Consider the following 14,018-nt stretch of genomic DNA (forward strand, 5'->3'; position numbering starts at 1 on the left):
TCCTGTGGTCATTTCCGGGCGCAGTACCGTGGACGGGTGGACAACAGGCAAGTAATCGGATCATGGCTCTCCGGGCCGCGTGCGGCCATGGAGGAGGCCGGTGCCGACTTCGGCTACCGGGGTGAGCAACTGGGGCTGCCGGAGGACGGACCGGGCTCGATCGCGCGCCCCGGCCGCAGGCTCGGCGCCCTCGCCGTGGACTGGGGTCTGTGCATGCTGATCGCATACGGCCTGATCACGGACGGCTATGACGCGCGGACGACCGGTAACTGGACGCTGCTGGTCTTCCTCGCCCTGGGCGTCCTCACCGTCGGGACGGTGGGTTTCACCCCGGGCAAGCGTCTGTTCGGGCTGCGGGTCGTCGCCCTGGACACCGGCCGGGTCCAGCCGCTGCGCGGGCTGGTGCGCTCGGCCCTGCTGTGCCTCGCCGTCCCCGCCCTCATCTGGGACCGCGACGGACGCGGTCTGCACGACCGCCTGGCCCGTACGGTCGAGGTGCGCATCTGACCGACCCGTGCGGTTCCGGCGTCCGCGGTGACGGACGGGTGACGGGTGACGGAACGAGGACGGGGCGCCGGAAGTGATTCCGGCGCCCCGTCCTCGTTCGTGCGAAGGTCCGTGCGAAGGTCCGTGTGCAGAGAGTCCGTGCGCAGAGAGGGAGGTCAGCGGCCGCGCTGGCCGCCGCCGCCCTTCGGCAGCTTCATGCCCTTGGGCATCGGGCCCTTGGGGAGCGGCATGTTGCTCATCAGGTCACCCAGGGCGCGCAGCCGGTCGTTGGTCGCCGTGACCTGCGGACCGGAGAGCACACGGGGCAGCTTCAGCATCGTCGTGCGCAGCTTCTTCAGCTCGACCTGGCCCTCGCCCGTACCCACGATCATGTCGTGCACCGGGACGTCCGCGACGATGCGGTTCATCTTCCTCTTCTCGGCGGCCAGCAGGCTCTTCACCCGGTTCGGGTTGCCCTCGGCGATCAGCACGATGCCGGCCTTGCCGACCGCGCGGTGCACCACGTCCTGGCTGCGGTTCATGGTCACCGCGGGGGTCGTCGTCCAGCCCCGGCCGATGTTGTCGAGCACGGCCGCCGCGGCGCCGGGCTGTCCCTCCATCTGTCCGAAGGCCGCCCGCTCGGCCCGGCGCCCGAACACGATCGCCGTCGCGAGGAAGGCGAGCAGGAAGCCCAGGATGCCGAGATAGATGGGGTGCCCGATCAAGAAACCGATCGCGAGGAAGACACCGAAGGTGACGATTCCGACAGCCGCGAGTACAAGACCGATCTTCTTGTCGGCCCTGCGGGTCATCTTGTAGGTCAGGGCGATCTGCTTGAGTCGCCCGGGGTTCGCAGCGTCCGCTGCGGTTTCCTTCCTCGCCATGCCATGAGTCTACGTGTCCCCCGGAGCGCCTTCGACGGCAGTGCCCGGGGACGGGCGGGGACGGGCGGGTTCAGGGGCGGGTGGCCCCGGTGCGGTCGAGGACGAGCTGGGTCTCGACCCGGTCCCTGGCGCGACGGCGGTCCTCGAGAACGGAGGTCCAGGCGTTGCGGCGGGCGGTGCGCTGACCACCGCTCATCAGCAGCGACTCCACGGCGCGCAGGGCGGTGGCGAAGGACGGGATGGCGGTGGCGCGGACGGGCGCGGCCTGCATGACGGGGGGCTCCCTGGGGGCGGACGAGTAGGAAGGTGCGTGCTGTACGTGCTGTGATACCAGGCTCACTGACTGGTGTTACCAGGACGTGACCGGCCGGTCAAACAGGCATGAAGCCCTGCGGGCGGTCCTGGAACGCCGACGCGGTCCCGACCTGTGCCCTCATCTGCGAGGACGGTCGGGACCGCGCTGTCTCGGCCATTACCGGGCGGTAGGCCTTGTGCGTGAATTCACACGGTGTCGCCGGTGTCGTGCGCCGGTCCCGGGGGACGGCCCGCCGCGGCCCGGATTCCCGGTCCTCCGGTCAGACGGACTGGGAGGCCACGTACGCGCCCCGCTTCTCGACGGCCATCCCGTAGAGCCGGCCGGCCCGGTAGGAGGAGCGGACCAGCGGCCCGGACATCACACCGGAGAAGCCGATCTGCTCGGCCTCCTCCTTCAGCTCCACGAACTCGTGCGGCTTCACCCAGCGCTCCACGGGGTGGTGGCGCACGGAGGGCCGCAGGTACTGGGTGATGGTGACCAGCTCGCAGCCGGCGTCGTGCAGCTGCCGCAGCGCCTCGCCGACCTCCTCACGGGTCTCGCCCATCCCGAGGATCAGGTTCGACTTGGTGACCAGACCGTACTCACGGGCGTCGGTGATGACCTTCAGGGACCGGTCGTAGCGGAAGCCCGGACGGATCCGCTTGAAGATCCGGGGGACCGTCTCGACGTTGTGCGCGAAGACCTCGGGGCGGGAGGAGAAGACCTCCGCCAGCTGCTCCGGTACGGCGTTGAAGTCGGGGGCCAGCAGCTCGACCTTCGTCCGGCCCTCCGCGCGGTCCGCGGTCCGGGCGTGGATCTGGCGCACCGTCTCCGCGTACAGCCAGGCGCCGCCGTCCTCCAGGTCGTCGCGGGCCACGCCGGTGATGGTGGCGTAGTTCAGGTCCATGGTGACGACCGACTCGCCGACGCGGCGCGGCTCGTCACGGTCCAGCGCCTCGGGCTTGCCCGTGTCGATCTGGCAGAAGTCGCAGCGCCGGGTGCACTGGTCGCCGCCGATGAGGAAGGTGGCCTCGCGGTCCTCCCAGCACTCGTAGATGTTCGGACAGCCGGCTTCCTGGCAGACCGTGTGCAGGCCCTCGCTCTTGACCAGGTTCTGCATCTTGGAGTACTCGGGGCCCATTTTCGCCCGGGTCTTGATCCACTCGGGCTTGCGCTCGATGGGGGTCTGGCTGTTGCGGACCTCCAGGCGCAGCATCTTGCGTCCGTCGGGTGCGACTGCGGACACGACCGGCTCCCTAGCGATTGATTCTTCGGCGTTCTTTAGCGTACGCCCGTGGTTCTGAATGCCCGGCGAGGGTGTCGGCCTGCCGAGTACGTGTGGCCCCGGTCCTCGTCGCGGCCTGTGCGGCCATGACGTGCAACGCCGGACGGACGGCCTTTATGCCGGTGTCCTCTCGATCTCCCGGGGCTTCGGATCCGCGGTCCCGATGACGTCCCGGAGGTGGCGCTCCACGACCGGGAGCACCTCGGCGATCGTCACGTCCCGGCCCAGCTCGTGCGCCAGGGAGGCCACGCCCGCGTCGCGGATCCCGCACGGGATGATCGCGTCGAACCACTTGTTGTCGGGGTTCACGTTGAGCGCGAAGCCGTGCATCGTCACGCCCTTGGCCACGCGGATGCCGATCGCGGCGATCTTGCGGTCCTCGCGGCGCTGTCCGGCGTTGGAGGGCGCGTACTGCGGGCCGTTGAGGCGCGGGTCGAACTCCTCGTCGTGCAGCCGGGGGTCGAAGTCCAGGGAGAGCCCTCCGGGCGCCGGGCGCTGTTCCACCGGGTCGCCGAGCACCCACACGCCGCTGCGGCCCTCGATCCGGGTGGTCTCCAGGCCGAACTCCGCGCAACTGCGGATCAGGGCCTCCTCCAGCCGCCGGACGTGGGCGACCACGTCCACCGGGCGGGGCAGCTTCTGGATGGGGTAGCCCACCAGCTGGCCGGGGCCGTGCCAGGTGATCTTGCCACCGCGGTCCACGTCGATGACCGGGGTGCCGTCCAGGGGACGCTCGCTCGCCCCGGTGCGCCGGCCGGCCGTGTAGACCGGGGGGTGCTCCAGCAGGATCACGGTGTCGGGCACCTCGTCGGCGAACCGCGCCGCGTGCACCCGGCGCTGCTCGTCCCAGGCCCGCTGGTAGTCGACGGCCTCGGCCCCGAAGCCCATCCGGACGAACCGCAACTCACTCACGGCGAAGCGCCTCCCTAGAAGGTCGTCAGGCGCGAAACGCGCCCACGCCACTGTACGACCGTTCGAGGGAGCCTCGATCGGCGGTCGATTCCCCGGTCGCGCCCCCGCCCGGCTGCACGTCAGCCTCCGGTCAATCCTCACACGATCGGATGAATGCCCGTCAAAGGCCGCGATCGGGTGTTCACTCTCCGCTACATTCGCGCCGTTCGCTAGGCCAAAAGGGCTGCTCACAGGCAATCCGGGCACAGCAATGGCCGGAAGGCAGGAGACCGCACCGCAGATGACGGAACGACCCGCGCAGCGCAACCCCAACCGACAGCTCGCCGCGCTCATCGCAGAAGCGGGGTTCTCCAACGCGGGACTCGCCCGTCGCGTGGACCAGCTCGGTCTCGAACACGGGCTCGACCTGAGATACGACAAGACCTCCGTCACCCGCTGGCTGCGCGGGCAGCAGCCGCGCGGCACGACACCGGCGCTGATCGCCGAGGTCTTCACCCGGCGCCTGGGGCGCCGGCTGAGCGCCCAGGACCTGGGGCTGGACGCCTGCGCCCCCGTCTACGCCGGGCTGGAGTTCGCGGCCACCCCGGAAGAGGCCGTCGACATCGTGGGCGGGCTGTGGCGCAAGGACTCCGGCAGCCACGCCGAACTGCGCAAGATCGCCTTCACCTCGGCGGGGCTGGTGGTGCCGAGCCGGGACTGGCTCATCGGGCGGGCCGACGAGAAGGTGGCCCGCGCGGAGCCGCCGCCGCGGGTGCCCGCGCAGAGCCGGCCGGTGCCCCGCGCCGTGGGGCCGGCCGAACTGCTCGCCCGCCGGCGCGGTACCGCCGAACGCGGGCCCGGGCAGCGGGTCACCGGCGGCGACATCGCCGCACTGCGGTCGGTCGGCGAGCTGTTCCGGACCCTCGACGACGCGTACGGCGGCGGGCATGCCCGCCAGGCTCTCGTGCGCTATCTGGAGCACGAGTGCGAGCCGATGCTGCGCGGCACCTACGGTGAACAGACCGGGCGCCGGCTGTTCGCGGCCGCCGCGGACCTGACCCGGCTGGCCGGCTGGACGTCGTACGACATCGCCGCGCACGGGCTCGCGCAGCGCTACTTCGTGCAGGCGCTGCGGCTCGCGCAGGCGGCGGGGGACCGGCCCTACGGCGCGTACGTCCTGGTCACCATGAGCCGGCAGGCCGTCTACCTCGGCCATGGACGGGAGGCCGTGCAACTGGCCAGGGTCGCCCAGCAGGGCGCGGGCGGCTCCGCGCCGCCCGCCGTGCAGGCGCTGCTGCACGCGGCCGAGGCGCGCGGGCACGGCGTGCTCGGGGAGGTGCGGGCCTGCACCGCCGCGCTGGTGCGCGCCGAACGCGCGCTGGAGAGCGGCCGGCCCGGTGACGAGGTGCCGCACTGGGCACGTTCCTTCGACGAGGCCCAGCTCGCCGACGAGTTCGGGCACTGTCACCGGGACCTCCAGCAGTTCCGGGCCGCCGCGCAGCACGCTGAGCGTTCGCTGCAGCTGCGGGCGCCGGGGTACGCCCGGAGCCGGCTGTTCTGCCGGATGGTGCTGGCCACGGCGCGCCTGGGGCTCGGCGAACTCGACCAGGCCTGCCAGCTGGCCGCGGAGGCCGCCGGCCAGGCGGCGGAGATGCGCTCGGTCCGCGCCCTGGAGTACGTCCGCGACTTCGAACGCAAACTGGAGCCCTACCGTGACGCGGCCCCCGTACGCACCTACCGCGACCGCGTCGCCGCCCACGGCTGACCTCGCCCGGCGCTTTCGGGCCGGGTCACGGCGGCGAAGCGGGCGTCAGCGCCTGCCGCGTTTGGGCGTGGCCGCAGGTCTCTTGTGTGCTCCTTCGCTCCCGGAGGGGGAGCTGTCCGTGCGCGGTCGCTTGCTCTTGCTGGCGTTCGATGAGGCGGGCGCGTGCTGGGCCCTGAGCCGACGCCGCTCTTCCGCCGCGAGGGCTTCGGCGTTCGTGGCCCGCAGTTGTTCGTGTTCCCTCTGGTACACCGCCGCCGACGACATGACCTTGAAGGCTGCCTCCACAGAGGTGTCACTCGCGTGCTGGCGCTGCGGGTCCGACGGATCGGCGGCGTACGCAGCGCCCACCGTCCCGAGGTCTCCCCAGGCCATCCGCGACAGGTCCTGCTCGGTCTTGGCGTCGACGAGATGCGCTGCCGCCGTCTGCAACGGATCCTGCTGCGCCGGGGTCGTGTGAGGATATTGAGACCGGGTGTCCCACACCGCGCCGGCCAGGCTTTCGGCCGGAGGGTCCCACTGCGGTGTTCGCAGGAGGGGCACCGCCCCGGAGTCGTTCCCCGTGAGGATCTCCCCGGGACGCACGCTGGTCTGGGGATCCCATGCGTCGAATTCGTGCCTCAGCTGGGGATCGGCCAGCATCTGACGGGCGGCGATCGCGTCGACGACGGGATCGGTGCCCATACGCCAGGCGTTGTCGTAACTGGGATAGGCGGCATCGTAAGACATGTCGGGTGACGTGTGTGACTGCTCGGCCGGCGAGCCGGGAGCACCGTAGTACGACTGGTCGTCAGAGGCCCGAGGTGGTGAGTCCGGCACTGAAGCTTCCCTCCCGTAGGCAGATCCGCCGCGGCCGCCGTGATGCGGTGCGGGGCGCGGATACAACGATCCGAGGCCACCGTCCGGTTCACCGGATGCTGCGTTCCGGCGCGGGGCCGGCCCGCCCGCCCGGACCCGCGGGGACCGCGCCTCACGCCGCCCGGGCCGTCGGCACCGGCTCCGCCGTGTGCAGGGACCGGTGCCCGCCCAGGTCCGTGAGGATCGCACCTGCGGCCCGGTGCGCCGAGTGCAGCGCGCCCTGTACGGACGCGGTGTCCCGGTGGTCGCCGCAGACGTACAGCCCCGCCAGGAGCCGCACCGGCCGGCGCAGGTCGTGCGGCGGCCGCATCGTCGGGACCGCCTCCGCGGTGTGGTGGACGGCCAGCGTCTCCCAGCGTGCCGTGGACACCCCGTACAGCCGGGCCAGATGCATGCGTACGGCGGTGTCCACATCCGGTGTCGCCCGGCCCAGGACGGTCGAGGTCACCAGAGTCCGGCCGGCCGGGGCGCGGGTCGGGTCGACCCGGCTGACGACCGCCGTGTGGGCGACCGGTCCGCCCCGGTCGGCGTCGAGCAGTAGCGAGGCACCGGTGGCGGGCGGCTCGTCGGTGGTGTGGTGCACCACCGTCACGGGGTGGAAGCCCGGCACCCGCAGCCCCGGCAGCAGCTCCGCGGCGGCCCGCGCGCCGGTCGCGACCAGCACCGCGCCGCACCGGAACTCGCCGTGCTCGGCGGTGGTCACCGAGGTCGTCGACACGGACGTGACCCGTACCCCCGTGCGCACCGTGCCCGGCGGCAGCGTCCGCGCCAGCCGCTGCGGCAGCGCCTCCGCGCCGCCCTCGGGCAGGCACAGCCGCCCGCTCGCGAAGGCGTGCAGCGCGAGGTCAGCGCACCGGCTGGAGGTGGTGAGATCCGGGTCGTACAACAGGGCGCTGAGCAGCGGGCGCAGGAAACCGTCGACGGTGCGGGCGGGCAGGCCCCGGGCCACCAGCGCCTCGGCGGCGGGCAGTTCGGGCCGGGCCAGCATCCGTTCGACGGGCGTACCCGCCAGCCTGGTCAGCGCGGCCCCCAGCCGGGCCTGGTCGACCGCCGTGCCCAGCGGAGCGCCGCTGCGGCTGCGCGGCACGGACACCTGCCGCCCTGGCACGGCCACCGGCCTCCTGGGCCCGCTCCCGGGCCGGGGGGCGCCCGCAAAGGCGCGTACCGCATGAAGTGCGCCCCTCGCGCTGCGCCCCCCTCTCTGCTGGGCGGCGGCGCGATGGTGCCGTCCGTCGCTGTGCAGCAGCACGCCGGGGTCGAAGGGCCGCAGGACCAGCCCGTCGAGACCCGGGGCCCGGCGGAGTTCGGGATACGCCGTGGACAGCAGCCGCCCGACCCTGTCGAGCCGGAAGCCGTCGACCTTCTCGGTCGCCATGCGGCCGCCCACCTCATGGGCGGCCTCCAGGACGACGGTGGTGACTCCTGCGCTGGTCAGTCGTCGTGCCGCGGAGAGCCCGGCGATCCCGGCTCCCACGACGACGACGTCCGCCTGGTACGTGGGCTCTGGCACGTGCCCCTCCTCGAGGTTGCGCGGGCGCTGGAGACGTCATGCCCTCAACAGGCCCCAGGAATACCCGAGTTCGGCTCGAGGTTAGGGTCGTGATCGACCCCCCGGTCAGTCGCGCACGGCCAGAGCACGGGCGCACGACGGTCGCATACGCACGTCGCGCGGGCACGATGTGGTCACAGGGGAGTCAGTGCCGAAGCATTCAGGGCGCGGCGCGGTCGCGTACGGTCACAGCGCCGCCCGTACCGCCTCCTCGATCCCGGGGAACGCGAACCGGAAGCCCGACTCCAGCAGCCGCGCCGGCACCACCCGGGCGCTGCCCAGCACATCCCCGGCCATCTCGCCCAGCACCGTCCGCAGGACCGGGGCCGGCACCGCGAACACCGCCGGCCGGCGCAGTACGCGTGCCATCGCCTCGGTGATCTCACGGTTGGTCACCGGGTGAGGGGCCGTCAGGTTGAACGGTCCGGACAGCCCGTCGGTGTCGAGGAGATGACGCAGCGCCGCCACCTCGTCGTGCAGCGCGATGTACGACCAGTACTGGCGTCCGTCACCCAGCCGTCCGCCCAGACCGGCCCGGAAGAGCGGGAAGAGCCTGGCCCACGCCCCACCCCCGCGCGCCACCACCAGACCGGTCCGCGCGAACACCGTCCGCACGCCGGCCTCCCGCGCGGGGGCCGCCGAAGCCTCCCACTCCACGCACAGCCGGGGCAGGAAGCCCTCGCCCGGCGGCGCGCTCTCGTCCACCGCGTGGTCACCGGTCTCGCCGTAGTAGCCGATCGCGCTGCCGTTCAGGAACACCCGGGGCCGTACGTCCTCCGGCAGTCCGGCGACCGCCCCGGCGAGCGCGCCCGTGCCCCGCACCCGGCCGGCGCGGATCCGCGCCTTGTAGGCGGGCGTCCAGCGCCGGCCGCCCACGTTCGCCCCCGCCAGGTTCACCACCGCGTCGCATCCGGCGAGCCCGTCCGCGTCCACGGACCCCCGCTCCGGGTCCCACCGGACCTCGTCCGCCGTCCGGGGCTCGCCCCGGACCAGCCGGACCACCGTGTGCCCGTCCGCCGTCAGGGACCGCACCAGGGCACTTCCGATGAGCCCGGACGCCCCGGCCACCGCGATTCGCGCACGTTCCATGACGTCCATCCTGCCCCCCGCGGCCCGGAAATCACGGACCCGGCCGCCCGGTCCGCCCGTACAGTGGCGTCATGCCCGAGCCGCTCATACGCGTCGCCCGGCCCGGCGACGAAGGCGAACTCGCCCTTCTCGACCGTGCGACGTGGTCCCGCCTGCACGCCGTGACCCCGCCGCCGCGGCCGCCGTACGACTCCTTCTTCAGCGAGCGTTCGGGGCCCCGGGACCATCACGTCGCCGAGCGGGAGGGACGGATCGTGGGCTATGTCCGTCTCGGCTTCCCCAGCGCACTGGACAGCAACAGGCACGTGCGGCAGATCCACGGCCTCGCCGTCGCGGACCAGGCGCGCGGGGCGGGCGTGGGCCGGGCCCTGGTGCGGGCCGCCGTCGCCGAGGCCCGGGAGCGGGGCGCCCGCCGCATCACCCTGCGCGTGCTCGGCCACAACACCCCCGCCCGCGCGCTGTACGCGTCCGAGGGCTTCGTCGTGGAGGGCGTGCAGCCGGGGGAGTTCTTCCTCGGCGGCGAGTACGTCGACGACATCCTGATGGGCCGGCCGCTGGTCTGACCGGCCCTTCGGTCCACCGGCCCTTCGGTCCACCGGCCCTTCGGTCCACCGGCCCTTCGGTCCACCGGCCCTACGAGGCCGTCGGCCCTACGAGGCCGTCGGCCCTACGAGGCCGTCGGCTCACCGGTGTGCACCGGTGCCGTCGCGTCCGCCGCGCGCTCGGCGTCCTCCGCCACCTCGTCCGCCGTCAGTACGTAGCCGGTCCGGGCGTCCGTGGTGGAGCGCGCGAACACCACACCGAACACCCGCCCGTCGGTGGTCAGCAGCGGGCCGCCGGAGTTGCCGGGGCGGACGGTGGAGCGGATCGCGTAGATCTCGCGGGTCACCGACGCGTCGTTGTAGATGTTCTGCCCCCGGGCCTGGATCCGGTTCGCGACCGTCGCCGCCTGCAGGTTCAGATCACCGTCCTGCGGATAGCCCGCGACCACCGCCGAAGCGCCGCGCCCCGCGTCGTCCACGAACTCCAGCACCGGTGCCCGCAGACCCGGCACGTACAGCACGGCCACGTCCTTCTGCGGATCGAAGAGGACCACCCGCGACTCGTAGGCCGGCCCGACCCCGCCCACACGCACCGTCGGCTCGTCGATGCCCGCCACCACATGGGCGTTGGTCATCACATGCTCCCGCGCGTACACGAATCCGCTGCCCTCGCGGCCCTGCGCGCCCGCGACGCCCTCGACCTTCACCGTGCTGCGCTGGGCCGCGCGGGTCGCGGCCGCGGTGACACTGTCGCCGGAGGGCTCGGCGACCTCGGCGGTCGACTCGTTCTCGAACGGGTTGAACACCTGCGGGAAGCCCGCCTCGGTCAGCGCCGAGGTGGCCCCGGAGAACCAGCCCGGAGTGGTGTCCGGCATCACGTCCTGCACCGTGTCCAGCACCCGCGAGTCCCGGATCGCCGACGTCACCAGCGGGGAGGACGACACCCCCAGCACGCTCGCCACCACCCACGCCACGATCAGCACGGCCACCGAGTTGGCCAGCGCCCCGCCGATCCCGTCCGCCACCCGCAGCGGGCCCCGGTCCAGCTCCCGCCGCAGTCTGAGCGCCAGCCGCCCCGCCAGCTCATGGCCCACCACGGCCGGCAGCAGCACTGTGAACACCGCCGTCACCGTCGCCCGGGTCGTCCCGGCCGTCACCAGTTCCATGACCCACGGCAGGATCCACACGCCGACGACCGCACCGCCCACGAAACCGGCCAGCGACACACACCCGGCCAGCAGCCCGCGCCGGTAGCCGGACGCCGCGTAGGCCAGGACGACCAGCAACAGCATGATGTCGAGCAGGTCCACGCGCGCCGCCTTTCTCTCGGAACCACCGACCCATCAATACGGGGCGGAAGAGCCCGTTGATCAGCCTCGCGCGGGGGCGGCCGCCGGAGTGCGGCCACGCGCGTGCACTGAGGAAAACGTCACGGACCGGCGCGATGGTTCCACCGGGTGGCACAACACATATCGCGGAGCCCGCCGATCGGACCCACAGTGAGACCATGCGTGTCACCGGACGACCGCGCGGAGCGCGGAAGCGCCGCCCGTCCCGGATACCCGGCGGGCCCGGCACCCCGAGGCTGCCCCGAGCCGCCACGACGGCGCTCGGCAGCCTGCCGGGCCTGGCCGCCGCCGTCTCCCTCGTGCTGTGCGCCCACGGCGTCGAACGGGCCGCCGGTTCCGCCGACGCCGGTTCCGCCGCCGCCCGGACCACCCCCGCCTTCCAGGCCGCACGGCCGCCGATCGTGCCGCGCGCGGTCTGGCTCGGCGACAACGCCCGCGATCAGCCGCCTCCGCGCTACGACGCCGAGGTCGTCGCCGTCTTCGTCCACCACACCGACTCGCCGAACGGCTACGACTGCGCGGACTCGCCCGACATCATCCGGGGCCTGTACGAGGGCCAGACCCTCGGCCGCGACTGGGACGACCTCGGCTACAACTTCGTCGTCGACCGCTGCGGCACCATCTACGAAGGCCGCGCGGGCGGCACCGACCGCCCCGTCACCGGCGCCCACACCCAGGGCTTCAACCACGGCACCACCGGCATCGCCGCCCTCGGCACCTTCACGGAGGGCGCGGACGTACCGTCCGGGATGCTGGACGCGATCGCCGCGCTGGCCGCCTGGAAGCTGGGCACCTCGGGCACCGACCCGCGCGGCGAGGTGCGGCTGGTCTCCAGCAACGGCGGCAGCCGCTACGCGGCCGGCACCACCGCCACGCTGCACGCGGTCGCGGGACACAGCGACGGCTACATGACCAGCTGTCCGGGCGCCGCCCTGCAGGCCAGGCTCCCCGACATCAGGACCCTCGCGGCCGGCCTCCAGGGCCGCGACACCGCACAGCAGGCCACCTGGAAGGACACCCCCAACGGCATTCACGAAGCCCCGAAGCGGAACGTCACACAGAACGAAGAGCAGATGTCATGAGCGCCACCCCTGACCGAAGTACCACCTGGGCGGCCGCCCTGCGCCGCCCCTGGACGGCGCTGTGCGCCGCGGTGGCCGTCGTGCTGGGCCCGGCGGCCCACACGGCCTCCGCCCTCATGCAGGCCAACGCCGCCCCTCTGCGCCACACTGCCGGCCCGCACCGGCGTCTGTGACCTCCCGGCCGCCCCGCTGCCCCGGCCCCTACTCCCGGAACCGCTCCCAGAGCCGCGGATAGCGTTCGGCGAGCAGCGCCTCGTTCTCGAAGTCGAGCGGCGCCCCCTCCGGTTCCGCGGGGGCCGTGGGGAGCTGGACGTCGGGCGCCACCGTCCCGGTGAGCTGTTCGTACGCCTCGTCCGCCGCGTAGCCGAGGTCCTCGCCGTCGCCGTCGAATTCCTCGTCGAAGTCGTCGTCGAGCAGGTCGGCCAGCTCGTCCGGGTCGTGCAGCGCGCCCTCGAAGACCTCGCGGCCCTGGCCGATCAGCCAGCAGCGGAAGGAGTCGAAGGCGTCGTCGCTCGCCCCGTCGAGGAGCACCCACGCGGCGCCCCACAGGTCCCAGCGGTAGGCGCGGTGATAGCGGGACTCGAAGTGACGCGCGAAGTCCAGGACCGCCTCGGGGTCCAGGCGCAGCAGCCGTTCGACGAGCAGGTCCGCCTGCTCCTCCGGGTCGCCCTCGGCGTCCTCCCGGGCGTCGTCCACCAGCTCCCAGAACTCCGTCTCGTCCATCACGAGCACCAGCATCGGCCCTACACCTCCCGGACGCACCCCGGAACTCCCCAGCGGCGCGGGGAACTACGCGAACGGGGTCTGGGGCGGAGCCCCGGGGACGGGACGGGAAGGGGCGGCGGGGGCGAAGAACAAGCCGCGAACAACCCCCTCGGCCTCCCTTCCGTACAACGACCGGTTCACCTCCCGTACAACGACGCCATCCGCGCAGCATCCGCCGCGAACCGCTCCCGCAGGGCCGCCGGCCCCACCACCTCCACCTCCGCCCCCAACGCCATCAGCTGGGTATGGGCGACCTCCTCCGACTCCACCGGCAGACGCACCGTCACCCACCCGTCCGCCCCCGCCTCGCCCGCCCCGGCCAGAGCCTCCCGCGCGGCCACCGGGTCCACCACGTGCGCGAGTCGCCGCACGCCCCGCGCGGAGAGCCGTACCACCACCTCCGCCCGCAGGATCGAGCGCGCGAACTCCTCCGCCCGTTCCTCCCAGAAGCCCGGCAGATCGAAGTCCGCCGCCCGCTCGAACCGCTCCCCGCCCGCCTCCACCGCGGTGAACCGCCCGATCCGGTACACCCGGAACACCCCCTGCCCCGCCACCCGCGCACACAGGTACCAGACACCCGCCTTGAGCACGAGCCCGTACGGTTCCAGCTCCCGCTCCACCTCGCGCCGGTGCTCGCCCTCACCGCGCCGGTAGCGGGCGGTGATCCGCCGGTCGTCCCACACGGCGTCCGCGACGGCCGGCAGCAGCTCGGGTGTCGCCGGCTCGCTGAACCAGGTGGGGGCGTCCAGGTGAAAGCGCTGGGCCGCCGTGCGGGAGGCGTCCCGGAGGGACGGCAGCAGGGCGGCCGACACCTTCAGGCGGGCGGCCGAGGCCGCGTCCTCGAGCCCCATCTCGCGCAGCGCCCCCGGCACCCCGGACAGGAACAGCGCCTCCGCCTCACCGCGGGCCAGCCCCGTCAGCCGGGTCCGGTACCCGCCGACCAGCCGGTAGCCGCCGATCCGCCCCCGGTCCGCGTACACCGGCACCCCGGCCTCCGACAGCGCCTGCGCGTCCCGGGTGACCGTCCGCTCCGACACCTCCAGCTCCCGCGCCAGCTCGGCGGCGGTCATGGAGGGCCGGGACTGGAGCAGCAGCACCATCTTGATCAACCGGGCAGCACGCATGCGCCCCATCATGCAAGAGCCCCCCGCCGGGTGGGACGGGGGGCTCTTGCGGGTCTC

The 14,018-nt window shown here is 73.2% G+C and carries 15 protein-coding genes; 5 read left to right on the forward strand and 10 right to left on the reverse strand.

All coding sequences use genetic code 11. The annotated features are described in order from the left end of the window. The first annotated feature begins 36 nt into the window (after positions 1-36). Positions 37-507, forward strand: a complete 471-nt coding sequence (locus tag HTV45_RS08430) for an RDD family protein (RefSeq protein ID WP_215205020.1) — start codon at positions 37-39, stop codon at positions 505-507. Between the two features lie 155 nt (positions 508-662). Here HTV45_RS08430 and HTV45_RS08435 read toward each other — a convergent pair whose 3' ends face one another. The 4 genes from HTV45_RS08435 to lipB all read right to left on the reverse strand — a co-directional run bounded on the left by HTV45_RS08435 (position 663) and on the right by lipB (position 3,862). After that, entirely contained in the window at positions 663-1,370 is a 708-nt protein-coding gene (locus HTV45_RS08435) for a DUF4191 domain-containing protein (RefSeq protein WP_215205021.1), read from the reverse strand. A gap of 70 nt (positions 1,371-1,440) precedes the next feature. After that, on the reverse strand, positions 1,441-1,641 hold the full coding sequence (locus HTV45_RS08440; RefSeq protein ID WP_215205022.1) for a hypothetical protein: 201 nt from the start codon (positions 1,639-1,641) through the stop codon (positions 1,441-1,443). Positions 1,642-1,945: 304 nt separating this feature from the next. Further along, complete coding sequence (gene lipA, locus HTV45_RS08445; RefSeq protein WP_215205023.1) at positions 1,946-2,911, reverse strand: lipoyl synthase; 966 nt, start codon at positions 2,909-2,911, stop codon at positions 1,946-1,948. A gap of 153 nt (positions 2,912-3,064) precedes the next feature. Next, the gene (lipB, locus tag HTV45_RS08450) at positions 3,065-3,862 is read right to left on the reverse strand and encodes a lipoyl(octanoyl) transferase LipB (protein WP_215205024.1); all 798 of its coding nucleotides are present in this window, start codon (positions 3,860-3,862) and stop codon (positions 3,065-3,067) included. Positions 3,863-4,142: 280 nt separating this feature from the next. On the opposite strand from lipB, the gene HTV45_RS08455 reads away from it, so the two are divergent. Next, positions 4,143-5,606: a regulator gene (locus HTV45_RS08455; RefSeq protein WP_215205025.1), complete on the forward strand. Its 1,464-nt coding sequence runs from the start codon at positions 4,143-4,145 to the stop codon at positions 5,604-5,606. A gap of 45 nt (positions 5,607-5,651) precedes the next feature. Here HTV45_RS08455 and HTV45_RS08460 read toward each other — a convergent pair whose 3' ends face one another. The 3 genes from HTV45_RS08460 to HTV45_RS08470 all read right to left on the reverse strand — a co-directional run bounded on the left by HTV45_RS08460 (position 5,652) and on the right by HTV45_RS08470 (position 9,099). Next, positions 5,652-6,332 (reverse strand): hypothetical protein, encoded by a 681-nt coding sequence (locus tag HTV45_RS08460; RefSeq protein ID WP_215205026.1) that lies wholly within the window; start codon positions 6,330-6,332, stop codon positions 5,652-5,654. A gap of 241 nt (positions 6,333-6,573) precedes the next feature. Further along, positions 6,574-7,971: an NAD(P)/FAD-dependent oxidoreductase gene (locus tag HTV45_RS08465; RefSeq protein WP_215205027.1), complete on the reverse strand. Its 1,398-nt coding sequence runs from the start codon at positions 7,969-7,971 to the stop codon at positions 6,574-6,576. A gap of 225 nt (positions 7,972-8,196) precedes the next feature. Next, positions 8,197-9,099: a TIGR01777 family oxidoreductase gene (locus HTV45_RS08470; RefSeq protein WP_215205028.1), complete on the reverse strand. Its 903-nt coding sequence runs from the start codon at positions 9,097-9,099 to the stop codon at positions 8,197-8,199. A gap of 71 nt (positions 9,100-9,170) precedes the next feature. On the opposite strand from HTV45_RS08470, the gene HTV45_RS08475 reads away from it, so the two are divergent. Further along, positions 9,171-9,662: a GNAT family N-acetyltransferase gene (locus tag HTV45_RS08475; RefSeq protein ID WP_215205029.1), complete on the forward strand. Its 492-nt coding sequence runs from the start codon at positions 9,171-9,173 to the stop codon at positions 9,660-9,662. Between the two features lie 104 nt (positions 9,663-9,766). On the opposite strand, the gene HTV45_RS08480 is transcribed toward HTV45_RS08475, so the two are convergent. After that, positions 9,767-10,951 (reverse strand): MarP family serine protease, encoded by a 1,185-nt coding sequence (locus HTV45_RS08480; protein ID WP_215205030.1) that lies wholly within the window; start codon positions 10,949-10,951, stop codon positions 9,767-9,769. Between the two features lie 197 nt (positions 10,952-11,148). Between HTV45_RS08480 and HTV45_RS08485 the strand changes: the two genes are divergently transcribed. Beyond that, on the forward strand, positions 11,149-12,072 hold the full coding sequence (locus HTV45_RS08485; RefSeq protein ID WP_251691688.1) for a peptidoglycan recognition protein: 924 nt from the start codon (positions 11,149-11,151) through the stop codon (positions 12,070-12,072). Next, a complete protein-coding gene (locus HTV45_RS08490; RefSeq protein ID WP_215205032.1) occupies positions 12,069-12,245 on the forward strand; it encodes a hypothetical protein in 177 nt (58 codons plus the stop codon). The genes HTV45_RS08485 and HTV45_RS08490 overlap by 4 nt, the downstream gene beginning before the upstream one ends. Before the next feature lie 28 nt (positions 12,246-12,273). On the opposite strand, the gene HTV45_RS08495 is transcribed toward HTV45_RS08490, so the two are convergent. Beyond that, positions 12,274-12,795 (reverse strand): DUF4240 domain-containing protein, encoded by a 522-nt coding sequence (locus tag HTV45_RS08495; protein ID WP_215205097.1) that lies wholly within the window; start codon positions 12,793-12,795, stop codon positions 12,274-12,276. Positions 12,796-12,974: 179 nt separating this feature from the next. Further along, positions 12,975-13,961 carry a YafY family protein gene (locus tag HTV45_RS08500; RefSeq protein ID WP_215205033.1) on the reverse strand — a complete coding sequence of 329 codons (987 nt, stop codon included), beginning with the start codon at positions 13,959-13,961 and terminating at the stop codon, positions 12,975-12,977. Positions 13,962-14,018 lie beyond the last annotated feature (57 nt).

Origin of the sequence: Streptomyces sp. CHD11, assembly GCF_018638295.1 — a bacterium.
Taxonomy (GTDB): Bacteria; Actinomycetota; Actinomycetes; order Streptomycetales; family Streptomycetaceae; genus Streptomyces.

Coding starts and splice junctions, on each gene's coding strand:
- HTV45_RS08435 (WP_215205021.1), bottom strand. CDS start 1,370: ATGGCGAGGAAGGAAACCGCAGCGGACGCTGCGAACCCCGGGCGACTC.
- HTV45_RS08440 (WP_215205022.1), bottom strand. CDS start 1,641: ATGCAGGCCGCGCCCGTCCGCGCCACCGCCATCCCGTCCTTCGCCACC.
- HTV45_RS08455 (WP_215205025.1), top strand. CDS start 4,143: ATGACGGAACGACCCGCGCAGCGCAACCCCAACCGACAGCTCGCCGCG.
- HTV45_RS08460 (WP_215205026.1), bottom strand. CDS start 6,332: ATGTCTTACGATGCCGCCTATCCCAGTTACGACAACGCCTGGCGTATG.
- HTV45_RS08470 (WP_215205028.1), bottom strand. CDS start 9,099: ATGGAACGTGCGCGAATCGCGGTGGCCGGGGCGTCCGGGCTCATCGGA.
- HTV45_RS08475 (WP_215205029.1), top strand. CDS start 9,171: ATGCCCGAGCCGCTCATACGCGTCGCCCGGCCCGGCGACGAAGGCGAA.
- HTV45_RS08485 (WP_251691688.1), top strand. CDS start 11,149: ATGCGTGTCACCGGACGACCGCGCGGAGCGCGGAAGCGCCGCCCGTCC.
- HTV45_RS08490 (WP_215205032.1), top strand. CDS start 12,069: ATGAGCGCCACCCCTGACCGAAGTACCACCTGGGCGGCCGCCCTGCGC.
- HTV45_RS08495 (WP_215205097.1), bottom strand. CDS start 12,795: ATGGACGAGACGGAGTTCTGGGAGCTGGTGGACGACGCCCGGGAGGAC.
- HTV45_RS08500 (WP_215205033.1), bottom strand. CDS start 13,961: ATGCGTGCTGCCCGGTTGATCAAGATGGTGCTGCTGCTCCAGTCCCGG.